This window comes from Rathayibacter sp. AY1C2 (assembly GCF_002931195.1).
Lineage (GTDB): Bacteria > Actinomycetota > Actinomycetes > Actinomycetales > Microbacteriaceae > Rathayibacter.
The window spans coordinates 160,958-183,072 of record NZ_PSWG01000004.1 but is presented as its reverse complement, the minus strand read 5'-3'; the positions used below and the strand labels follow the sequence as shown (position 1 = coordinate 183,072).

Here is a 22,115-nt window from a genome sequence, read left to right as displayed (position 1 = left end):
CGCGGTCGGTAGGCTCAGGGGGTGACGACCCTGATCCTCGCCCGGCACGGAGAGACTGTCTGGCACTCCGAGAACCGCTTCGCGGGCTCCTCCGACATCGCGCTGACCCCCCGGGGCCAGGACCAGGCGGCGACTCTGGCCGCCTGGGCCGTCGACGCCGACCTCGAGGCGGTGTACTCCTCCACCCTGGTCCGGGCCGTGCGCACCGCCGTGCCCGCCGCGCGGGCGGCCCACCTCGAGCTGCAGCCCGACCCGGCGCTGGTCGAGGTCGACTTCGGCCGCGGTGAGGGGCTGACCACCGACGAGATGGAGAAGCGCTTCCCGGACGAGTACCACGCGTGGGTCGCGGCGCCGGCCATCCAGCCGATGCCCGGCGGCGAGTCCGGCCTCGACGCCGTCGCCCGCGCGAACACCTCACTCGCGCGCATCCACCGCGAGCACCCCGACGGCCGGGTGCTCGTCGTCGCGCACGGCACGCTCATCCGCCTCCTGCTGTGCGCCTACCTCGGCATCAACCCCGAGACCTACCGGCACACCTTCCCGGTGGTCGACAACGTCTCGCTGACCACGCTGCGCTGGGACGCGACCGGCGTCGGCCTGCTCGGCTACAACGTCCCGCCCGTCCAGACGCAGCGGCGCTCCAGCTGAGCGCAGCGGCCGCTCCGGAGCGGCGCCCGGCGAGCGCTGGCTCGATCGGCCTGGTGCTCGGGTCGGTCGCGAGCGTGCAGCTGGGCGCCTCCTTCGCCGTGCTGCTCTTCCCCGCCGCGGGGCCGATCGGCACCGTCACGCTCCGGCTGGTGTTCTCGGCCGTCGTGCTGCTCCTGGTCTGCCGTCCGCGGCTGCGCGGCCACAGCCGGAGCGACTGGGCCACCGTCGCCGCCTACGGCCTCGCCCTCGGCGGGATGAACGCCTGCTACTACGAGGCCATCGCCCGGATTCCGCAGGGCGCCGCCGTCACCCTCGAGGTGCTCGGGCCGCTGACGCTCTCGGTGATCGCCGGGAGGAGCGTGCTGAGCCTGGTCTGGGCGGTGCTCGCGCTGGCCGGAGTGGTGACCCTGTCGCAGGGCGGGTTCTCGGCGCTGGACCCGGTCGGCGTCGGCTTCGCGCTGGGGGCCGCTGTGCTCTGGGCCGCGTACATCGTCTTCGCCGGCCGCACCGGCGGGAGGTTCCAGGGGATCGACGGGCTCGCGCTGGCGCTGGCGGCCGGCGCGATCGTGTCGCTGCCGTTCGGCCTCGCCTCCGCCGGGCCCGCCCTGGTGGTGCCGCCGGTGCTGCTCCTCGGGCTCGCCGTGGCGGTGCTCTCCTCCGCGGTGCCCTACGCGCTGGAGCTGCTGGCGCTGCGGCGCCTGCGCTCCTCCACCTTCTCGATCCTGATGTCGCTCTCCCCCGGCGCGGCCGCGCTCTCGGGCTTCCTCGTGCTCGGGCAGCGCCTCAGCGCCGTCGAGGCCGTCGGGATCGCGCTCGTGGTCGCCGCGAGCATCGGGGCGGTGCGGACCGCGCGGATCTCCGCCTGAGCGGCAGTTCTTTTGTTAGGCTAACTATGTGCCATCGACCGAGACCCTGCAGACCGAGACCCCTCCGACCGACACCCCGCAGACCGATCTCCCGCTGACCTCCCTCGCGGGCGAGGTGCGGGCAGCGGTCGGCCGGCTCGGACGGCGGCTCCGGCAGGAGAAGGCCCAGCACGAGCTCAGCGATCCGCAGTTCAGCGTGCTCGCGCTCCTGCACCGCGAGGGCGCGAAGACCCTCGGCGAGCTGGCCCAGGCGGAGCGGGTCCGCCCGCCGTCGATGACCCGCACGGTCGGCTGCCTGGTCGACGAAGGACTCGCGGAGCGCCTGGCCGACCCCGCCGACGGCCGCGTCACCCGCATCCGCCCCACCGGGGCCGGCACCGCACTGGTGCTCGACGTGCGCCGCAGCCGCGACGCGTGGCTCGTGGCGCGCCTCGAGGAGCTCCCTCCCGAGGACCTGCGCCTGCTCCACGACGCGGCGGCGGTCCTGCGCGCGGTGGCCGACCGATGAGCGCGATGTTCCGCTCCCTCGCCGTGCCGAACTACCGCATCTGGTTCGCGGGCGCGATGGTCTCGAACGTCGGCACCTGGATGCAGCGGACGGCCCAGGACTGGATCGTGATCAACGACCTGACCGACCACGACGCGACGGCGCTCGGCGTGACCATGGCACTGCAGTTCGGACCGCAGCTCGTGATGGTCCCCTTCTCCGGCTTCATCGCCGACCGCTTCGACCGGCGGAAGCTCCTGATGGCCACCCAGGGCGCGATGGGCGCGCTCGGGCTCGGCCTGGGACTCATCGTCGTGACCGGGGTGGTCCAGCTCTGGATGGTCTACCTCTTCGCTCTGCTGCTCGGCTTCGCCGCGGCGATCGACGCGCCCGTGCGCCAGACGTTCGTCTCGGCGCTGGTCGAGGAGCGCGACCTCACCAACGCCGTCTCGCTGAACTCGGCCTCCTTCAACTCGGCGCGGATGATCGGACCGGCCCTCGCGGGCGTGCTGATCGCCGCGGTCGGCTCCGGCTGGGTCTTCCTCCTCAACGCCGCGAGCTTCCTCGCCGTCCTGCTCTCGCTGCGCGCGCTGCACCGCGACCAGCTCCGCAGCGCCCCGCGGGCCACCCGCGGCCCGGGTGCGCTGCTGGAGGGGTTCCGCTACGTGTCGAAGCGGCCGGACATCCTCGTGGTGCTCGCGATCGTGTTCCTGATCGGCACCTTCGGCCTGAACTTCCCGATCTTCGCCTCGACGATGGCGACGGTCGAGTTCGACATGGGGGCGAGCGAGTTCGGCCTCCTCTCCTCCGCCATCGCCGTCGGCTCGGTGCTGGGGGCGCTCCTCTCGGCACGCCGCGAACGCCCGAGGCTCCGGCTCATCGTCGGCGCCTCCGCGGCGTTCGGCGTCGCGCTCGCGCTGGCCGGCGTCATGCCGACGGTCTGGGCGTTCGCGATCCTGCTCCCCTTCGTCGGCATCGCGGCGCAGACGCTGATGACCTCGGCCAACGGCTACGTGCAGCTCTCGACCGCCCCCGAGATGCGGGGCCGCGTCATGGCGCTGTACATGGCCATCTTCGTCGGCGGCACCCCGATCGGCGCACCGCTGATCGGCTGGGTCGCGAACGCCTACGGTCCGCGCCAGGCGATGCTGGTCGGCGCCGCCTCCGGGATCGCGGCGGCCGCCATCGGACTCGCCTTCCACCTCCGCCTGCGCCGCGCCGCCCGGCTCGCGGCCCCCGGGCCGGAGGCTCTGCCCGCCACCGGCGGAGTCCCCCTGCTGCGCCCGCGCGCCTAGGCTCCGTCGGCCGGTCCGCACGCCGGGCGGATCCGCGGACCGCCCACTCGACGGGTCGCCCCCGACGCGGGGCGCGACCGCCGCCCGCCCTCAGGCCTCGCGGGTGATCTCGACGCGGACGAAGAGCTTCGACGAGCGGGGCCCGGCGAACACCCCGCGCAACGGCGCGATGTCGTTGTAGTCGCGCCCGCGGCCGACGATGACGTGGCGGTCGCCGATGTCGATCAGGTTCGTCGGGTCGTATCCGCGCCACGCTCCTCCGCAGAACCACTCGACCCACGCGTGCGACTCCCCCACCACGGTCTCGCCGATCTCGGCGTGCGGCTTGGGGTGCAGGTAGCCCGAGACGTAGCGCGCCGGGATGCCCACCGAGCGCAGCGCCCCGAGGACGATGTGCGTGATGTCCTGGCAGACGCCCTCTCGCGCGGTCCACGACTCCGTCGCGGTGGAGTGCACGCCGGTGACGCCCTGCCGGTAGGTCATCGCCCGGCCGATCGTCTCGGCGATCGTGAGCGCGGCCTCGCACGGGCCGGCCGCCTCGCCCGCGAGCGAGCGCGCCATCGCCGCGAGGTCCTCCGGCGGCGCGGTGCGGTGGGTCTGCTTCGACTGCTCCACGTACTCGGTGCGCGTCTCGACCTGCTCGGACAGCTGATCCCACCCGGTCGGGTGGTCGGGGTGCTGCTTCGGCCGGATCTCGACGAGCGAGGTCGCCGTCAGCGAGAGCTCGCGGTGGGCGTCGAGCACGTCGAACGACGAGACGCGGGTGCCCCAGTAGTCGGTGTAGGCGTGCACCGAGGTCACCGGCCGGATGTCGAGGTTCGAGAACAGCACCAGCTGCCCGTCCGAGGAGGCGGGGAGCATCCGCGCCTCGTTGTAGGACGCGACCACGTCCCCCGCGTAGGTGAAGCCCGTGGTGTGCCTGATGCGCAGCCTGCTCACAGCGCCTCCCCGATCCAGCTCGGCATGACGTTGGTGGGGAAGTACCGCTGGCGGATCGCCTCGGACGCGGCCGAGGTCGCCTCCTGCACGCTGTCCATGTGCCGCGGGAGGTCCTCGAGGATGTCGGTGATCGGCCGGAACTCCAGCTCGCTGCGGATCCGCCCGAGGACGCGCTGCGCGTCGCCGGAGTGGCCGATGCGGCCGGTGCGCGGCTCGATGTCGCGCATGCACGCCTCCGCCCGCGAGACCGAGAAGAGGATCGAGCGCGGGAACAGCCGGTCCAGGAGGAGGAACTCGGCCGCGTTCCGCGCGCTCGGCACGCCCCGGTAGGTGCGCAGGTACGCCTCGTAGGCGCCGCAGGAGCGGAGGATCGTGGTCCAGGAGGGGCCGCTCGCCTCGGTCAGCGAGCGGGTGGCGAGCAGGCGGGCGGTCATGTCGGCGCGCTCGATCGAGCGGCCGAGGGTGAAGAACTGCCAGGCCTCGTCGCGCGAGGTCGCCGACTCGATGATGCCGACGGCGAGGGCGGAGCGCTCGCGCACCCAGCTGAAGAACTCCGACACCCGCTCGCCCGAGACGCGGCGCGGCATGCGGGTGCGCGTGGTGTTGAGGCACTCCCAGAGCTCGGTCGAGACGATCTCGCGCGCCCGGCGGGCGTTCTCGCGGGCCGCGCCGAGCGAGTAGGCGATCGAGGCGGGGTTCGTGCGGTCGATCGCGAGGATCGCCAGCACGTCGGCGCGGGTGATCTCGCGCATGTCGTCCGGCGGGGTCGAGCCCATCACCGACAGGAGCGAGCGGCAGGCCGTGTCCTCGTCGATCCACGGGTCCTCGAGCAGGAGCTGCAGGTGGACGTCGAGGATGCGGGCGGTGCCGTCGGACCGCTCGATGTAGCGGCCGATCCAGAACAGCGACTCGGCGATCCGGGAGAGCATCAGTCGTCCTCCCCCGCCGCGAGCGTCTGCTGCTGCTGCTGGTCCTGGTCGGTGTTCGGTGCGTCCTGCGGCGAGTGGTCGGGCGTGTGGTTGAGCGGATAGACGATCGGGATGGAGCTGGTGACAGCGGCCTGCTCGGCGACGAGCGCCTGGATGTCGCGCGCCTCGGGCTCGGCGCTGCGCGCCTCCTCGAGGCCGACCACCCAGGTGTCCTTCGATCCGCCGCCCTGCGACGAGTTGACGACGAGCTGCCCCTCCGGGAGCGCGACGCGGGTCAGGCCGCCGGGCAGCACCCAGACGTCGGTGCCGTCGTTCACGGCGAAGGGCCGCAGGTCGGCGTGCCGGGGACGCATCCCGTCGTCGACGAGGGTGGGGATGGTGGAGAGCTGCACGACCGGCTGCGCGATCCAGCCGCGCGGGTCGGCCTGGAGGCGGGAGCGCAGCTCCGCGAGCTCCTTCGCCGAGGCGGCCGGCCCGACGACCAGGCCCTTGCCGCCGGAGCCGTCGACCGGCTTCACGACGAGCTCGTCGAGGCGGTCGAGCACCTCCTCGAGCGCTCCCGGATCCTCGAGCCGCCACGTGTCGACGTTCTTGATCACCGGCTCCTCCGAGAGGTAGTAGCGGATGAGGTCGGGCAGGTAGGTGTAGACGAGCTTGTCGTCGGCGACGCCGTTGCCGACCGCGTTGGCGATCGTGACGTTCCCGAGCCGGGCCGCGAGCATCAGTCCGGGCGAGCCGAGCATCGAGTCGGCGCGGAACTGCAGCGGATCGAGGAACTCGTCGTCCACGCGGCGGTAGATCACGTCGACCCGGGTCGGGCCGGAGGTGGTGCGCATGAACACCTTGCCGCCCGTGCAGAACAGGTCGCGGCCCTCGACCAGCTCGACGCCCATGAGGCGGGCGAGGAGGGTGTGCTCGAAGTAGGCGGAGTTGTAGACGCCCGGAGTGAGCACGACCACGGTCGGGTCGTCGACGCCGTCGGGGGCGGAGGCGCGCAGTGCCTGCAGCAGCTTGTTCGGGTAGTCGCCGACCGGGCGCACCCGCATCGAGACGAACAGCTCGGGCAGCGTCTGCGCCATCACCCGGCGGTTCGAGATGACGTAGGAGACGCCGGAGGGCACGCGGACGTTGTCCTCGAGGACCCGCCAGCCGCCCTTCTCGTCGCGGATCAGGTCGATCCCGGACACCTGGATCCGCACGCCGTTCGCGGGGACGATGCCCGCGGCCTGCCGGTGGAAGTGGCTGGAGCTCGAGATGAGCCCGGCGGGGATGACGCCGTCGGCCACGGCGTTCTGCGGGCCGTAGACGTCGGCGAGGAACGCCTCGAGAGCACGGACCCGCTGCTTGATGCCGGTCTGCACCTCGTTCCACTCGGCGCGCTCGATCACCCGGGGGACGGCGTCGAGGGGGAACGGCCGCTCCTCCCCCGCGAAGTCGAAGGTGACGCCCTGCGCGAGGTAGGAGGAGGCGAGCGCGTCGGTGCGGCCGCGCAGCTCCTCCTGGGTCATCCGCGCGAGCGAGGAGTAGATGTCGCGATAGGCGCCGCGGACCCCGTCGGGGCCTCCGGTCGACGCCACGTCGGCGAACATCTCGTCCCAGGGGGTGGCGCCCGTGTCGGGCCGCTCGACCTTCTGGGACCCGTATCCGTCGAAGAGGTCACCCATGGCACGACTCTAGTGCGGGGCGTATTGCGGGGATGTTTCGGGCGGCCGCGGGGCGAGCGGGGCAGGTCGGCGACGTCCGGGCACGGCGCCTCCGCCGTCCTGCGACAGCCCGGCGGAGGCCCGGGGATCCTCGGGAATAGATCCGGCCGCACGTGGTTGAATGAGGATGTACATGCAAACGCATGGACCAGGCCCCACCGGGCCGGAGGACAGAAGGAGCGCCTGATGCAGTTCGGCATCTTCACGGTCAGCGACATCACGACCGACCCCACGACCGGACGGACCCCGTCCGAGTCCGAGAAGATCCAGGCGACCCTCGCGATCGCGCTGAAGGCGGAGGAGATCGACCTCGACGTCTTCGCCCTGGGCGAGCACCACAACCCGCCGTTCTGGTCCTCCTCCCCCACCACCACGCTCGGCTACCTCGCGGCGAAGACCGAGAGGATCACGCTCTCCACCGCGATGGCCCTCATCACCACGAACGACCCCGTGAAGCTCGCCGAGGACTACGCGATGCTCCAGCACCTCGCCGGCGGCCGCGTCGACCTGATGCTCGGCCGCGGCAACACCGGCCCCGTCTACCCGTGGTTCGGCAAGGACATCCGCCGCGGCATCGAGCTGACGATCGAGAACTACGACCTGCTGCACCGCCTGTGGACCGAGGACTTCGTCGACTGGGAGGGCCAGTTCCGCACTCCCCTCCAGGGCTTCCAGTCGACCCCGCGCCCCCTCGACGGTGTCGCGCCGTTCGTGTGGCACGGATCGATCCGCTCCCCGCAGATCGCCGAGCAGGCCGCCTACTACGGCGACGGCTTCTTCGCGAACCACATCTTCTGGCCCGCCTCGCACACCCAGAAGATGGTGCAGCTCTACCGCCAGCGCTTCGAGCACTACGGCCACGGGACCGCCGATCAGGCGATCGTCGGCCTCGGCGGGCAGATCTTCCTGGCGAAGAACTCGCAGGACGCGGTCTCGCAGTTCCGCCCCTACTTCGACAACGCCCCCGTCTACGGCCACGGCCCCTCGCTCGAGGACTTCACGGAGCAGACCCCGCTCACCGTCGGCTCCCCGCAGCAGATCATCGACCGCACCCTCGGCTTCCGCGAGTACGTCGGCGACTACCAGCGCCAGCTCTTCCTGATGGACCACGCGGGACTCCCGCTGAAGACCGTCCTGGAGCAGATGGACATGCTCGGCGAGATCCTCCCCGCCCTCCGCGCCGGCTTCGCCGAGGGCCGCCCCGCGCACGTGCCCGACGCCCCCACCCACGCCTCCCTCGTGGCCGCGCGCGACGCGCAGCCCGCGGCCGAGCCCGTCACCGTCTAGTCAGGAGCTCTCCATGGACACCCGCAGGATCACCGTCCTCTCGGCCGGCCTCAGCCAGCCGTCCTCGACCCGGCTGCTCGCCGACCGCCTGGCCGACGCCGCCGAGTCCTCCCTCACCGAGCAGGGCTTCGCCGTCGAGCGGAGCGTCGTGGAGCTGCGCGACCTCGCGCACGACGTCACGAACAACCTCCTCACCGGCTTCGCGAGCCCCGCTCTGCAGACCGCGCTCGACGCGGTCGCCGGCGCCGACGGCCTGATCGCCGTGACGCCGATCTTCACCACCAGCTACAGCGGGCTCTTCAAGTCGTTCGTCGACGTGCTCGACGCGGAGGCGCTGCGCGGTCTGCCCGTGCTGCTGGCGGCCACGGGCGGGTCCCCCCGCCACTCCCTGGCCGTCGACTACGCGATGCGCCCGCTCTTCACCTACCTGCACGCGGCGCCCCTCGCGACCACCGTGTTCGCGGCGACGGACGACTGGGGCGGCGCGACCGAGGACGGACGGGCGCTGCCCTCGCGCATCGAGCGCGCCGGACGCGAGCTGGCCGATGAAGCCGCCCGCTCCTCCCGCTCGGGCTCCGCGCCCGACCCGTGGGCGCTCGACGGCTCGTTCGAGGGGATGCTCGGCCGCCGCGGCTGAACGCCCGCCGCGCGGATCGGCCGCTCCTCTCATGGATCGGCCGATCCGTCCAGCCGCGATACCCGCGGCCCTGCCGGAATAGCCTGCCCCCGGGAGCCTGCCGCTGGCCCCCGGAAGGAGGCCGTCATGGGCCTGACCAGCAAGGGGCTCCGCTCGGGGGCTCTCAACCACTCGCAGCTCGGACGCGCGGTCCTCGACCGCCGCCGCTTCCTCGGAGCGCTCGGCGTCGCCGCCTCCGTCCCGGTCCTCTCCGGCTGCGGCTTCGCCCCCGCGGGCCCCGCGGCGAGCGCCGGCAGCGACACCCTCACCTTCACCACCTGGGGCACCGACGCCGAGCTGGCCGGCTTCCAGCGCGCGATCGACGCGTTCCAGTCGGCGAACGCCGGCGCCACCGTGACCCTCAACGCGGTCCCGTACGAGCAGATGTTCACCAACATCGACGCGCAGCTGCAGGCGGGCAACCCGCCGGACGTCTTCCGGGTCCCGTACTACACGTTCGGCAGCTACGCCGGCCGCGACCAGCTCCTGGACCTGTCGGGCTTCCTCGACTCCGACGTCGCCGAGCGGTTCACCGATCCGGCCTGGGCCGCGGTGCAGAGCGGCGGGAGCCCCTTCGGCGTCCCCCACCACACCGACACCTCGCTGATCCTCTACAACACCCAGGTGCTGGCCGACGCGGGCGTCACCTCCTTCCCCTCCTCGCCCGAGGAGGCGTGGACCTGGGAGGAGTTCACCGAGGTCGGGCGGAAGCTGCGCGCCTCGCTCCCCGCCGAGCGCTACCCCTTCGCCTACAACTGGCAGGGCAACGGCGTCACGCGCTGGCTGAGCCTGCTGTTCCAGGCCGACGGCCGCTTCCTCACCGAGGACCTGTCCGGGCCCGCGATCGACTCCGCCGCCGGCCGCGCCGCGATCGACTTCAGCCGCAGCTTCTTCACCGACGGCCTCGTGCCGCCGAGCAGCTCCGTGCAGGCGACCACCTACGCCAGCGACCTCTGGTACTCGCAGACCACCGCGATGACCTTCGCCGGCGCGTTCCTCATCCCCGACGCCGACTCCACCCTCGACTTCGAGTGGGGCGCCACCTACTCCCCGCGCAACGTGCGCGGAGGCGGCGACTTCGGCGGCAACGCCCTCGTCGCGACCAAGGCCGCGAAGAACCCGGAGCTGGCCGCCTCCTTCCTCGCGTTCGTGACGGAGGAGGAGGCGATGCGCGACTTCTGCGCCGGCGCCTCGCTCCTCCCCACTCGCCGCGACCTCACGGAGTCGGGCATCGAGTTCGCCGTGCGCCCCGAGCTCGCCGAGGTGTTCCTCGGCCAGGCGGGCACCGTCCAGGCGTCCGACTCGGCGCAGGTCGCCTCGCCCGACATGGCCGCGATCATCACGGTGCTCAAGGAGCAGCTGGAGCAGGCCTTCGTCGGCGGGCGCAGCACCGAGGACACCATCGCCGGCCTCACCTCCGGCATCGCGGCCGCGACGCAGTGAGCCGGTCGGTCCTCGCGCCGGAGGCGGTGACCGCCCGCCCCCGGCGCACCTCCCGCGCCCCCGCCCGCGAGACGGCGGCCGCCTACGCGTTCCTCGCGCCGAACCTGCTGATGCTCGGCCTGTTCGTGTTCGTCCCCCTGGGCGGCGCGTTCCTGATCGGCTTCCAGCGCACGAACGGCTTCGGCGACGGCGTCTTCGTCGGGCTCGACAACTACGCGCGGCTGCTCGGCGACGGCCTCTTCTGGCGCTCGACGCTGAACACGGCGCTGTTCACCCTGATCGTGACCCCGCTCTCGATGGCGCTGGGCCTCGGCGCGGCGGTGCTGATGAACTCGGTGCTGCCCGCGCGTCCGGTGTTCCGCAGCATCCTCATCCTGCCGATGGCGGTCTCCGGCGTGGCGACGGCGCTGATGGGCGTGCTGATCTTCGACGAGAACAGCGGCGTGCTCGACGGCATGCTCCAGACGATCGGCCTCCCCCGCATCGCCTGGCAGTCCGGCGGAGCGGCCGCCTTCGCCTCCGTGGTGCTCGTCACCCTGTGGTGGCGCACCGGCTTCAACATGCTGATCTACCTGGCGGGGCTGCAGGGGGTGAACCCGGCGCTCTACGAGGCGGCCCGGCTCGACGGAGCGAACGCGTGGCAGCAGTTCCGCCACGTGACGCTGCCGCTGGTCGGCCCGTCGTCGTTCTTCCTGCTCATCCTCAACGTCATCTACTCGTTCCAGGTGTTCGACATCGTCTTCGTGCTCACCGGCGGCGGACCCCAGAACGCGACCTCGGTGCTCGTGACCTACGCCTACGACACCGGGTTCGTCACCCGCGACCAGGGCTACGCCGCGGCCATCGGCATCGTGCTGCTGATACTGACCATGATCTTCACCGCGGTGCAGTGGCGCACCAACCGCTCGAGGGACCTCGTCGAATGATCCGCACGTCGCGCACCTCGCGCCTGCTCCGCCTCGCCCTCGCCCTCGCCGTCTCGGTGGTCATCGTCTTCCCGCTGTACTGGATGGTCGTCGTCGCGTTCTCCTCGCGGTCCGAGCTGCTCGGAGGCACCCTCCGCCTCTGGCCCCGCGAGCTGACGCTGGTGAACTTCGAGCGCGTGTTCTCGTCGTTCCCCGTGGCGACCTGGTTCGGCAACTCCCTCGCGATCAGCCTGGTCACCGCCCTGATCACCGTGACGATCAACCTGCTCGGCGGCTACGCCTTCGCGCAGCTGCGGTTCCGCGGATCCGGAGTGCTCTTCCTCCTGGCCCTGTCGACGCTCACCCTGCCCGTGCAGGTGATCATGGTGGCGCTGTTCCGGCTCGTCACCGACCTCGGCCTCTACGGGAGCTACTGGGCGGTGATCCTGCCGACGGCGGCGTCGGCGTTCGGGCTGTTCCTGGCGCGGCAGTTCATCCTCGCGATCCCGCGGGACCTGATCGAGGCGGCCCGGATCGACGGCGCCGGGCACTTCCGCGTGTTCACGGCCATCGTCCTCCCCCTCTCGAAGCCGCTCATCGCCGTGCTCTTCTTCATGTCGCTGCTCGGCTCCTGGAACGACTTCGCCTGGCCGCTCATCGCCCTGAAGGAGAACGCGCTGTTCACGCTCCCGATCGGGCTGCTCTTCCTCCAGGGGCAGTTCGGCAGCGACTACGGAGCGACCATGGCGTTCGCCCTGGTGAACGTCGTGCCGATGGTGGTGCTGTTCCTGGTGTTCCAGCGCTACTTCGTGCAGGGCTTCGCGCGCAGCGGCCTCCGCTGACCCCGCGGCGGGGGGGGTGCGGATCGATGCGCTGAGCGGCCATTCGTCCCCCCGTCCGGGGCCGGGAGTGTCAATCCCCCCGTTCCGCCGACCCGGCCGGCGCCGCCCCGCGGTACCGTCGTCGCAGGCGCCCACCTCGTGCGCTCCGGAGCGCACCGTTCGAGCGGAAGGCGGGATCGCCATGAGTACCGTCGCCGCGAACGCCGCCCAGCAGAAGGTGGCCGGCCGCTACTACCTGATCGAGCGCATCGGCTCCGGCGGGATGGGCTCGGTCTACCGGGCCCGCGACGAGACCGTGCAGCGCGAGGTCGCCGTGAAGGTGTTCCGCGCGGAGGCCTCGAACCCCGAGGACGTGGCCCGCCAGGAGCGCGAGGTGCGGATGCTGAGCTCCTTCGCCCACCCGGGCATCGTCAACCTCTTCGACGCGGGGCTGCACAACTTCGGCGGCGAGGTCCGCCGCTACGTCGTGATGGAGCTCGTCGCCGACCCCACGATGGAGGCGCGGCTCGAGTCCGGCCCCCTCCCGGCGGCGGAGGTCGCGGCGATCGGCACACAGCTCGCGGAGGCCCTGGCCTACCTGCACGAGCGCGGCGTCGTGCACCGCGACGTGAAGCCCGCGAACATCCTGGTCAGCGAGGTCGCCTCCAGCGGCTACGCCCGCACCGCCAAGCTCACCGACTTCGGCGTGGCGCACTTCATGGACGGCTCCCGCCTCACCAGCGACGGCGTCGTGATCGGCACCGCGAGCTTCGTCAGCCCGGAGCAGGTCGCGGGCGAGCCGATCAGCGGTGCGAGCGACGTCTTCTCCCTCGGCCTGGTCCTCCTCGAGGCGATCACCGGTCACCGCGAGTACTCGGGCACCGTCCTCGAGGCGGCGATCGCCCGCCTCCACCGCAGCCCCTCCGTGCCCGACACCCTGCCGGCGGAGTGGCGGGCGCTGCTGACCTCGATGACGCAGCGGGACCCGGAGAAGCGGCCGACCGCCGACGAGGTCGCGCACCGGCTCCGAAGCGGGATGACGACGGGCTCGGCTTCGGGCGCGCCGACCGCCTCGGACTCGCGCGCGGCCCGGATCCGGCGCTCCGTGATCATCGGCTCGAGCGTGGTCGGCGTCGGCGCGATCGCGGCGCTGTCGTGGATGCTCGGAGCGCTCGCCGGTCGCTGAACGACCGGGCGCGGGGCCCTAGGCCTCGCCGGGGAACGCGGGACGGAGCACGATCCGCGTCCAGGCGCCCACGTAGATCCGATCGCCCTCCTCGACCTCGCGGCGCTGACCGGCGGCGATCGGCGACTGCGGGAGCGGCGCCCCGGCCGGGGCGAGGTACGTGCCGTTCGCCGACTGCAGATCCTCGACCCACCAGCGGTAGCCGTCGGTGCTCAGCTGGCAGTGGCGCCGCGAGACACCGGAGTCGGAGCCGCAGTCCACCTGCGGCGAGATGCCGCGGGAGACGGACGGGCGGCCGACGAGCAGGGTGCGCTCGCGGAGGACGACGGTCGCGGGCGGGCCGGGCGAGGGCATCGGGTCGTCGGCGCGCTGCTCGGCGTACCACTCCGGGTCGACCCAGAGCTCGGCGATCCACGGGCGGTCCGGGTCCGCGGAGGCGGCGGGGCGGGCGGAGCCGGTGGCCGGCGCGGACGCGGCCTCCTCCTCCGACGCTGAGGCCCCGGGTGCCGCGTCGGGGGCTGCGGCCTCGGGTGCAGGGGCCTCCGGGATCACCTCGGTCGGCTGAGCGGCGGGCGGCGCGGTCGCGACCGGGGTGTCGAAGCCGGCCTCCTGCTCCGGGACCAGCTCGGTCGGAGCCGCGGGATCGGCCTGCGGCGCGGGCGCCTCGCCCAGGTGCTGGGCCGGGTCCCCCGACGGTGTCGCGGAGCCGCCGACCTCGCCCGGAGCGCGGACGGCGCCGGAGGAGGTGAACGGATCGGCCTCGGGGAGGGAGCCGGTCGTGAAGTCGTAGCCGCAGTTCTCGCAGAACAGGGCGCCGGGCTCGTTCGGGAACGAGCAGTGCGGGCAGACCGAGGGGCCGGTCGGGATCGCGGTGGTCGGCGCGGCGGGAGCGAGCGACGGGGCTGCAGCGGCACCGATGGGCGCCCCGCAGACGTCGCAGTAGTCGCCGGACTGCGAGGTGTGCCCCTCGGGACAGCGGAAGCTCACTTGCGCACCCGCGTGGTCTTGGTCGACGCGGTGTCCAGCGCCATCTCGTCGAGGCGGTCCACGCCGCGCTTGAGCCGCACGGTGCCCTCGTTCGGGTCGTCGATCTCGACGACCTTCCGCAGCTTCGCGGTCGCCTCGTCGTTCCCGGTGACGGAGGCGAGCTGCACCGCCCGCCCGAGCTTGACCGTGGCGGTCGCCTCGTCGCCCCGCGCCTTGGCCGCGAGCCCGTCCTGGATCGCCGAGGCGAGCTCGGTCTGGCCGGTGTAGTGGGCGACGGCGGGGTCGATGCGGGCGGTCAGTGCGGAGTCGTCCGTCCAGCGCGCCTTCACCAGGGCCGAGGCGACCACCTCGTCGCGCACGCTGAGCTGCACCCGCGCGGCGAGCTGCTCCGAGCCGACCGGCTTCGACGCGACCCGGACCGCCACGTGGTACTCCCGGGACTCGTCGCCCCAAGCGCCGGTCGGGTAGGCGCCGGTGAGCGGGTTCACGGCGTTCCGCCGGGAGCTGAGGTCCTCGAGGTTCGGCGCGACCTGGCGGACGAAGAGCAGCTGCGCGCCCTGCGGAGTCCAGACGCGGAGCTCGCCGTTGGCGACTCCCCGGCCCATCGACGCCCGCATCAGCGACTCGAAGTCGGCGGCCATGTCGGCCGGGTTCGCGATCAGGCCCACGGTGCCCAGCAGGGCGCTCGCGATGGTGCGCGCCTCCTCGACGATCCAGCGGGAGCCGACGCCGCGCACGTCGCACTGGAAGTCGCCCGACGCCGCGCGGATCGCCGCGTCCAGCTGCATCCGCGACTCGTGCTCGTTCTTGCCGTCGGTGAGGAGGATCGCGTGCCTCTGCGTCGCCTCCGCCACGGTCGCGAACAGCTGGCGGGCGAGGGTCAGCCAGGTGCCCATCGCGGTGCCGCCGTCGGCCTGGAGGTAGCCGATCGCCTCCTTCGCCGCGGCCCGCGCCCCCGGCTCCATCCGCACCATCGAGACGGTGGCATTGGGGTAGGGGAAGGCGCGGTCGGCGCGCTCGGATCCGGCCACGACGGCGAAGAAGGTGCCGTCCAGGATCTGGTCGACGGCCACGGCGGCGGCGCGCTTCGCGGCCGTCATGTTCTCGCCGGTCATCGATCCGGAGCAGTCCACGATGATGATCTCGGCCGCGGCCCCGTCGGACCCGGCGACCCCCGTGCCGGACGCGGTCACCGTGACGATGGCGTGCACGTCGGTGGCGCCGTCCGAGAGGAACTCGTTCTGGAAAACACTCGCGCTGAACTCCGCCATTCCGGCAGTTTACGGGGACGCCCGGCCCGAGCGGCCCTCCATCGCCGAGGATCGGCCGGGCATCGCGGCCCGACGCCTGCACGACAGCTGTCGGGGCGGGCGGAGGCGGGTCGAGCGCCGCCGGAGCGCCCCCGTCAAGCCCGCCGCGACCGGACGCCGCCGATGCCAGGGTGGAGCCGTGCCTCCCTGGACCCTCGCCCTCGCCAGCGGCGCCATCGGCGGCGCCACCCTCCTGATCGGCGCCGCGCTCGCCTGGTTCGTGCGCGTGCCCCCGAAGCTCACCGCCGCGATCTCCGCCTTCGGAGCAGGGGTGCTGATCTCGGCGCTCGCCTACGAGCTCGTGCAGGAGGCGGCGGACGACGGAGGACTGCTCCCGACGATCCTCGGCACGCTCGCGGGAGCCGTCGTCTTCGTCGGCGCGGACGCGCTGCTCACCCGCGCCGGCGCGGGGAACCGCAAGAGCGCGAAGGGGTCGGGCGGAGGAGGAGGCGCGGCCATCGCGGCCGGCGCCCTGATCGACGGGGTCCCCGAATCGATCGTGCTCGGCCTCTCGGTCGCCCAGGGCGGAGCGGGAGCGGCGATCAGCGTGCCCATCGTCGCCGCGGTCGCGATCTCGAACCTCCCCGAGGGACTGTCCTCGACGGTCGGCATGAAAGCCGACGGCCGCTCCGCCCGCTACGTCTTCACCGTCTGGGGCGGGATCGCCGCGATCTCGGCCGCCGCAGCGCTGGTCGGCTTCCTGGTCTTCGCCGCCGCACCGGGCGCGGTCGTGGCCTTCGTGACGACCGTCGCCGCCGGCGCGATCCTCGCCATGATCTCGAACACGATGATCCCCGAGGCGTTCGACCGCGACGACGTGCTCACCGGGCTGTACGCGGTCCTCGGGTTCGTGACGGCGTTCGCCTTGCACAGTGCTGGTTAGGACGCCGCTCCCCGCGCGGCGTCCCGCAGTCGGCTCGAGCGCATGGCCGGGTCCCGAGGAGCGGGATGCGCACGGCGACGCGGATCCGCTGGAACGCGGATCCCCGGATACGCCTCGCGACGGCGCCGCTCCCCGCGCGGCGTCCCGCAGTCGGCTCCAGCGCATGGCCGGGTCCCGAGGAGCGGGTCGCGCACGGCGACGCGGATCCGCTGGAACGCGGATCCCCGGATACGCGTCGCGACGGCGCCGCTGCCTTCGCGGCATCCTGCAGTCGGCTCCAGCGCGGGGCCGGGTCCCGAGGAGCGGGTCGCGCACGGCGACGCGGATCCGCTGGAACGCGGATCCCCGGATACGCCTCGCGACGGCGCCGCTGCCTTCGCGGCATCCCGCAGTCGGCTCCAGCGCGGGGCCGGGTCCCGAGGAGCGGGTCGCGCACGGCGACGCGGATCCGCTGGAACGCGGATCCCCGGATACGCCCCGCGAGGACGCCGCTCCCCGCGGAACGGAGTGCGGTCAGCCGTTGAAGGCGGTGAGGGCGTCGTCGAGGATGCCGAGGCCGCGGGCGACCTCGGCGGGGGTGATGACGGCCGGCGGGACCACGTGGATCCGGTTGTCGGCGGTGAAGGGCAGGAGACCGCGGGACAGCAGGTCGGTCTTGAGGCGGGCGACGGAGGCCGCCGGCAGCGGGGTACGCGCGGACCGGTCGGTGACCAGCTCCAGGGCCCAGAACACTCCGGAGCCCCGGACCTCGCCGATCAGGTCGTGCTTCGCCTCGAGCGCCGCCAGGCCGGGGGCCAGGTGCTCCGAGCCGATGGTGCGCGCGTTGTCGACGATCCCCTCCTCCTCCATCGCCTCGAGCGTCGCGACGACGCTGGCCGCGGCGAGCGGGTGGCCTGAGTAGGTGAGTCCGCCGGGGAAGACGCGCTCGTCGAAGTGGTGGGCGATCGGGTCCGAGATGACGACGCCGCCGATCGGGACGTAGCCGGAGTTCACGCCCTTCGCGAAGGTGATCAGGTCGGGGCGCACGTCGAAGGCGTCGAAGGCGAACCACTCCCCCGTGCGGCCGAAGCCCGCCATGACCTCGTCGAGGATCAGCTGGATGCCGTACCGGTCGGCGATCTCGCGGACACCCGCGAGGTAGCCGGGCGGCGGGGTGAGCACGCCGGCGGTGCCGGGGATGGTCTCGAGGAGGAACGCGGCGATCGACTCCGGCCCCTCCGCCTGCACGACGCGCTCGAGGTGGTGGAGGGCGCGCTCGCACTCCTGCTCGAGGGTCTCGGCCCAGAACTCGCTGCGGTACAGGTAGGGCCCGAAGGCGTGCAAGTGCCCGCGGGAGTACTCGTTGGGGATGCGGCGCCAGTCGCCGGTCGAGACGATCGCCGCTCCCGTGTTGCCGTGGTACGAGCGGTACAGCGAGACGACCTTGTCGCGGCCGGTGAACAGCCGCGCCATGCGGATCGCGTTCTCGTTCGCGTCCGCGCCGCCGTTGGTGAAGAAGACCTTCTCCATGCCCTCGGGCGCCCGCTCGGTGATCAGGCGGGCCGCCTCGGCGCGGGTCTCGTTCGCGTAGGCGGGGCCGACGGTGGTGAGGACGCCCGCCTGCTCCTGGATGGCGGCGACGACCTTCGGGTGCTGGTAGCCGATGGTGACGTTGACGAGCTGGCTCGAGAAGTCGAGGTAGCGGGTGCCGTCGACGTCCCAGACCTCGGCGCCGAGACCGCCTGCGATCGGCAGCGGGTTCAGCGCGCCCTGCGCCGACCAGGAGTGGAACACGCGGGACCGGTCGGCGGCGGTGACCGAGGCGTTGTCGCGGACGGTGGGGGCGGTCGAGGACGTCATGCTCCCCATCGTGCCGCGCGCGCCTCGGAAGCGGGCGTGCGGATCCGTCGATCCGCGGACCCTACGATGGACGGAACGTCGAAGGGAGCCGCGCATGCCCGCGACCGTCCGCGATCTGCTGGCCGAACCGGCCTTCCGCCTGCGCGTGCTCGCCGGCGTCCACGACGAGGCCGACCTCGACGCCCCTCTGGTGTGGGCGCACTCCTCGGACCTCGTCGATCCGACGCCCTGGCTCGAGTCGGGGCAGCTGCTGCTGACCGACGGCGTCCACTTCACCGGGCACGACAGCGCCGAGTTCTCGGAGGAGTACGTCGCCCGGCTGCGCGGCCGCGGCATCCGCGCGCTCGGCTTCGCCACCCGCATCGTGCACGACGAGGTGCCCGCCGCTCTCGTCACGGCGTGCGAGCGCCAGGGCCTGCCGCTGCTGGAGGTGGCGGACCTGACTCCGTTCATGGGGATCATCCGCTTCGTCGCCGACGTGATCTCGCGGGAGCAGCGTGAGCGGCTGGAGTGGTCGCTCGAGGCGCAGCGGCGGGTCGCCCGCGCGGCGCTGCGGCCGGACGGGCTCGCGGCGATCCTCACCGAGCTGGAGCGGCAGCTGGACTGCTGGGTCGCCCTCTACGACGCGGCCGGGCAGAGGGTGCACCTGCCCACCCGGCTCGACGTGCCGGCGGAGGAGGCGGTCGCCGCGGCCGCGAGGCACGCGCTGACCCGCGGTAGCCGAGCAGGACTCAGGCTCGACGACGGCGGCGGTGTGACGCTGCAGACGATCGGGCGCCGCGACCACCTGCGCGGGGTGCTCGCCGTGGGCACGGGCACGCCCCTGGACCCGGCGGGCAGCGACCTCGTCGCGAGCGTCATAGCCCTGGCGAGCATCGCGCTGGAGCAGCGGCGCGCGCTGGACTCCTCCCGCCGGCAGCTGCGCTCCGGACTGCTCGAGCTGCTGGCGGCGGGAGCCTTCGACGTCGCCGAGAGCACCGCACGGCGCCTGGGGAGCCCGCTGCCCGCCGAGCCCGTGCGGGTGGTCGTGCTGAGCGCGCCCGTGCACGGCGACTCGCTCCTCGACGAGCTGGAGGTCGTGGCGGAGGAGGACGGCGCATGCCTGTTCTTCGCCGAGAGGGACGGCTCGCTCGTCGCCGTGGCCGCCGCCGACGGACTCGAGCCGCTGACCGCCGTGCTGGAGCGGCACGGCGCGAGCGCCGGCGCCTCCGCCCCGATCGGCTGGTCGGACCTGGACCGGGGCCTCGAGGAGGCGCGGCGCGCCGCCGAGCGGACAGGAGACGGGCCGGTGGTCCGGTTCGAGGACGTCACCGCCGAGGGGATGATCGGGCTCCTCGCCGCCGCCGGAGCAGCACCGCTCGCCCGCCGGATGCTCGCACCGCTGCTGACCCCCGAGGGAGCCGTGCTGCTCGAGAGCGCCCGCGTCTGGCTCCGCCGCAACGGCGCCTGGGAGCCCGCCGCCCGCGACCTCGGCGTGCACCGTCACACCCTCCGCAACCGCATCACCGCCGTCGAGCGCGCCCTCGGCCTCGACCTCGACGACGTCTCCGCCCGCACCGAGCTCTGGACGGCGCTGCGGCTGCACTCATAGCCGATCTCCTCCTGCGTCGTCGATCGGCCGCGGTCGGCCGGGGAGGGTGGTCGCGCTGGGAAGAGCGGGTCGCGTACCGCGCACGACGATCCGCTCCCACGCGGATCGCCGGTTGCGCGGTGCTCAAGAGCTTCTCTCCTCCTTCGTCGTCGATCGGCCGCGGTCGGCCGGGGAGGGTGGTCCCGCTGGGAAGAGCGGGTCGCGTACCGCGCACGACGATCCGCTCCCACGCGGATCGCCGGTTGCGCGGTGCTGGAAAGCCTCTCTCCTCCTGCGTCGTCGATCGGCCGCGGTCGGCCGGGGAGGGTGGTCCCGCTGGGAAGAGCGGGTCGCGTACCGCGCACGACGATCCGCTCCCACGCGGATCGCCGGTTGCGCGGTGCTGGAAAGCCTCTCTCCTCCTTCGTCGTCGATCGGCCGCGGTCGGCCTCAGAACGCGGGAACGATGGGAAGAGCGGGTCGCGTACCGCGCACGACGATCCGCTCCCACGCGGATCGCCGGTTGCGCGGTGCTCAAGAGCCTCTCTCCTCCTGCGTCGTCGATCGGCCGCGGTCGGCTGGGGAGGGTGGTCGCGCGGGGAAGAGCGGGTCGCGTACCGCGACTGCGGGCGATCGACGACGCCAGGAGGAGAGAGCCTCACGAGCACCGCGGAGCGCAACCGGTGATCCGCGTCTCAGCGGATCGACGTGCGCGGAACGCAGGACGCTCTGCGAGACGCGACCACCCTCCCAGGCCGACTGCGGGCGATCGACGACGAAGGAGGAGAGAGCCTAGGAATGCTGCGGGAACCCGAGGTTGATGCCGCCGTGGGAGGGGTCGAGCCAGCGGCTGGTGATGGCCTTCTGCTGGGTGAAGAAGCGGACGCCTTCTGCTCCGTGAGCCTTGGTGTCGCCGAAGAGGGACGCCTTCCAGCCGCCGAAGGAGAACGTGGCGACGGGGACGGGGATGGGGACGTTGATGCCGATCATGCCGACCTCGACCTCGTTCTGGAAGCGGCGTGCCGCTCCTCCGTCGTTGGTGAAGATCGCGGTGCCGTTGCCGAAGGCGCCGTTGTTGATGAGTGCGACGCCCTCCTCGTAGGAGGCGACGCGGACGATGGAGAGCACCGGGCCGAAGATCTCCTCCGTGTAGGCGCGGGAGGTGGTGGGGACCTTGTCGAGCAGGGTCGGGCCGAGCCAGAAGCCGTTCGCGTCGCCGTCCACCTCGATCTCGCGCCCGTCGATGACGACCTCGGCGCCGTCCTCCTCCGCGATCGCGATGTAGGAGGCGACCTTGTCGCGGTGCGCCTCGGTGATCAGCGGGCCCATGTCGCAGCCACGACGTCCGTCGCCGGTGCGCAGGGTCGCGGCCCTGTCCTGGATCTTGGTGATGAGCTCGTCGGCGACGGGCTCGACCGCGACGACGACCGAGATCGCCATGCACCGCTCCCCCGCCGAGCCGAAGCCGGCGTTGATCGCGGAATCGGCGACGAGGTCGAGGTCCGCGTCGGGGAGCACCAGCATGTGGTTCTTCGCCCCACCGAGGGCCTGGACGCGCTTGCCGTGCTTCGTGCCCGTCTCGTAGACGTACTGCGCGATCGGGGTCGACCCGACGAACGAGATCGAGCGGACGTCGGGGTGCTCGAGCAGCCCATCGACGGCCTGCTTGTCGCCGTTGAGCACCGTGTAGACGCCGTCGGGGAGGCCGGCCTCTTTCCAGAGGGCGCCGAGCCAGATCGCCGGGGACGGGTCCTTCTCGGAGGGCTTCACCACGACGGTGTTGCCGGCGGCGATGGCGATGGGGAAGAACCACATCGGCACCATCGCCGGGAAGTTGAAGGGGGAGATGATCCCGACCACGCCCAGCGGCTGCTTGGTCGAGTAGACGTCGACGCCCGTGGAGACCTGCTCCGAGTACTCGCCCTTGAGGTGGTGCGCGAGCCCGGTCGCGAACTCCACGACCTCCTGGCCGCGAGTGATCTCGCCGAGCGCGTCCGAGACGACCTTGCCGTGCTCCGACGTGATCAGCTCGGCGAGCTCCTGCTTCTTCGCCTCGAGGAGCTCGCGGAAGCGGAAGACGATCTGCTGCCGCTTCGCGAGCGACGTGTCGCGCCAGGCGGGGAAGGCGGCCTTCGCGGAGGCGACGGCGGCGTCCACCTCGGCGGAGTCGGCGAGCGCGACCTCCTTGGTCGCGACTCCCAGCGCCGGGTCGTAGACGGGAGCGGTGCGGCCGGACGAGGAGGCCGAGGGAGCCCCGTCGATCCAGTGGCCGACGACGGACAGGGCGGTGGCGGGCTCGGCGATGCTCATGGCGACGACTGTAGGGGCGTGACCACGGCCG

Annotated in this window: 19 protein-coding genes; 12 read left to right on the top strand and 7 right to left on the bottom strand. The window is 72.7% G+C overall.

Going from position 1 to position 22,115, the window contains the following annotated elements; translation table 11 throughout:
• Positions 1-21: 21 nt before the first annotated feature.
• Genes C5C55_RS05230 through C5C55_RS05215 form a run of 4 tightly spaced genes read left to right on the top strand, consistent with a single transcriptional unit; the run spans position 22 to position 3,296 of the window.
• Positions 22-648, top strand: a complete 627-nt coding sequence (locus tag C5C55_RS05230; protein ID WP_104223854.1) for a histidine phosphatase family protein — start codon at positions 22-24, stop codon at positions 646-648.
• Positions 649-701: 53 nt separating this feature from the next.
• Positions 702-1,514, top strand: a complete 813-nt coding sequence (locus tag C5C55_RS05225) for a DMT family transporter (RefSeq protein ID WP_258065430.1) — start codon at positions 702-704, stop codon at positions 1,512-1,514.
• A gap of 28 nt (positions 1,515-1,542) precedes the next feature.
• Positions 1,543-2,022, top strand: coding sequence for a MarR family winged helix-turn-helix transcriptional regulator (locus C5C55_RS05220; RefSeq protein WP_258065429.1), 480 nt, complete (start codon positions 1,543-1,545; stop codon positions 2,020-2,022).
• On the top strand, positions 2,019-3,296 hold the full coding sequence (locus C5C55_RS05215) for an MFS transporter (protein ID WP_104233150.1): 1,278 nt from the start codon (positions 2,019-2,021) through the stop codon (positions 3,294-3,296). Before C5C55_RS05220 ends, C5C55_RS05215 begins: the two co-directional genes overlap by 4 nt.
• Positions 3,297-3,386: 90 nt before the next feature.
• Here C5C55_RS05215 and C5C55_RS05210 read toward each other — a convergent pair whose 3' ends face one another.
• Genes C5C55_RS05210 through C5C55_RS05200 form a run of 3 tightly spaced genes read right to left on the bottom strand, consistent with a single transcriptional unit; the run spans position 3,387 to position 6,828 of the window.
• Positions 3,387-4,235, bottom strand: a complete 849-nt coding sequence (locus C5C55_RS05210; protein ID WP_104233149.1) for a transglutaminase family protein — start codon at positions 4,233-4,235, stop codon at positions 3,387-3,389.
• Complete coding sequence (locus tag C5C55_RS05205; protein WP_104223851.1) at positions 4,232-5,164, bottom strand: alpha-E domain-containing protein; 933 nt, start codon at positions 5,162-5,164, stop codon at positions 4,232-4,234. The genes C5C55_RS05210 and C5C55_RS05205 overlap by 4 nt, the downstream gene beginning before the upstream one ends.
• Complete coding sequence (locus tag C5C55_RS05200; RefSeq protein WP_104223850.1) at positions 5,164-6,828, bottom strand: circularly permuted type 2 ATP-grasp protein; 1,665 nt, start codon at positions 6,826-6,828, stop codon at positions 5,164-5,166. Before C5C55_RS05200 ends, C5C55_RS05205 begins: the two co-directional genes overlap by 1 nt.
• Before the next feature lie 225 nt (positions 6,829-7,053).
• Between C5C55_RS05200 and C5C55_RS05195 the strand changes: the two genes are divergently transcribed.
• From C5C55_RS05195 to C5C55_RS05170, 6 genes are all read left to right on the top strand, one after another.
• Positions 7,054-8,154, top strand: a complete 1,101-nt coding sequence (locus C5C55_RS05195) for an LLM class flavin-dependent oxidoreductase (protein WP_104233148.1) — start codon at positions 7,054-7,056, stop codon at positions 8,152-8,154.
• A gap of 13 nt (positions 8,155-8,167) precedes the next feature.
• Positions 8,168-8,791: an FMN reductase gene (locus C5C55_RS05190; RefSeq protein ID WP_104233147.1), complete on the top strand. Its 624-nt coding sequence runs from the start codon at positions 8,168-8,170 to the stop codon at positions 8,789-8,791.
• 126 nt (positions 8,792-8,917) lie between these two features.
• On the top strand, positions 8,918-10,273 hold the full coding sequence (locus C5C55_RS05185) for a sugar ABC transporter substrate-binding protein (protein ID WP_104233146.1): 1,356 nt from the start codon (positions 8,918-8,920) through the stop codon (positions 10,271-10,273).
• A 26-nt stretch (positions 10,274-10,299) separates the two neighbouring features.
• Positions 10,300-11,199 carry a carbohydrate ABC transporter permease gene (locus C5C55_RS05180; protein WP_244229482.1) on the top strand — a complete coding sequence of 300 codons (900 nt, stop codon included), beginning with the start codon at positions 10,300-10,302 and terminating at the stop codon, positions 11,197-11,199.
• On the top strand, positions 11,196-12,020 hold the full coding sequence (locus C5C55_RS05175) for a carbohydrate ABC transporter permease (RefSeq protein WP_104233145.1): 825 nt from the start codon (positions 11,196-11,198) through the stop codon (positions 12,018-12,020). Before C5C55_RS05180 ends, C5C55_RS05175 begins: the two co-directional genes overlap by 4 nt.
• A gap of 181 nt (positions 12,021-12,201) precedes the next feature.
• Entirely contained in the window at positions 12,202-13,185 is a 984-nt protein-coding gene (locus C5C55_RS05170; RefSeq protein WP_104233144.1) for a serine/threonine-protein kinase, read from the top strand.
• Positions 13,186-13,203: 18 nt separating this feature from the next.
• Here the strand turns inward: C5C55_RS05170 and C5C55_RS05165 are convergent, their stop codons facing one another.
• Together C5C55_RS05165 and C5C55_RS05160 are read right to left on the bottom strand one after the other, a co-directional pair.
• On the bottom strand, positions 13,204-14,172 hold the full coding sequence (locus tag C5C55_RS05165) for an FHA domain-containing protein (protein WP_104233143.1): 969 nt from the start codon (positions 14,170-14,172) through the stop codon (positions 13,204-13,206).
• Positions 14,169-15,443, bottom strand: coding sequence for a VWA domain-containing protein (locus C5C55_RS05160; RefSeq protein WP_104233142.1), 1,275 nt, complete (start codon positions 15,441-15,443; stop codon positions 14,169-14,171). The genes C5C55_RS05165 and C5C55_RS05160 overlap by 4 nt, the downstream gene beginning before the upstream one ends.
• 178 nt (positions 15,444-15,621) lie before the next feature.
• On the opposite strand from C5C55_RS05160, the gene C5C55_RS05155 reads away from it, so the two are divergent.
• Positions 15,622-16,365, top strand: a complete 744-nt coding sequence (locus tag C5C55_RS05155; RefSeq protein WP_104233141.1) for a ZIP family metal transporter — start codon at positions 15,622-15,624, stop codon at positions 16,363-16,365.
• Positions 16,366-16,878: 513 nt separating this feature from the next.
• Here the strand turns inward: C5C55_RS05155 and C5C55_RS05150 are convergent.
• Positions 16,879-18,204: an aspartate aminotransferase family protein gene (locus C5C55_RS05150; protein WP_104233140.1), complete on the bottom strand. Its 1,326-nt coding sequence runs from the start codon at positions 18,202-18,204 to the stop codon at positions 16,879-16,881.
• A gap of 94 nt (positions 18,205-18,298) precedes the next feature.
• Between C5C55_RS05150 and C5C55_RS05145 the strand changes: the two genes are divergently transcribed.
• A complete protein-coding gene (locus C5C55_RS05145) occupies positions 18,299-19,795 on the top strand; it encodes a PucR family transcriptional regulator (protein ID WP_181067775.1) in 1,497 nt (498 codons plus the stop codon).
• A gap of 771 nt (positions 19,796-20,566) precedes the next feature.
• Here the strand turns inward: C5C55_RS05145 and C5C55_RS05140 are convergent.
• The gene (locus tag C5C55_RS05140; RefSeq protein WP_104233138.1) at positions 20,567-22,084 is read right to left on the bottom strand and encodes a CoA-acylating methylmalonate-semialdehyde dehydrogenase; all 1,518 of its coding nucleotides are present in this window, start codon (positions 22,082-22,084) and stop codon (positions 20,567-20,569) included.
• Positions 22,085-22,115: the final 31 nt, after the last annotated feature.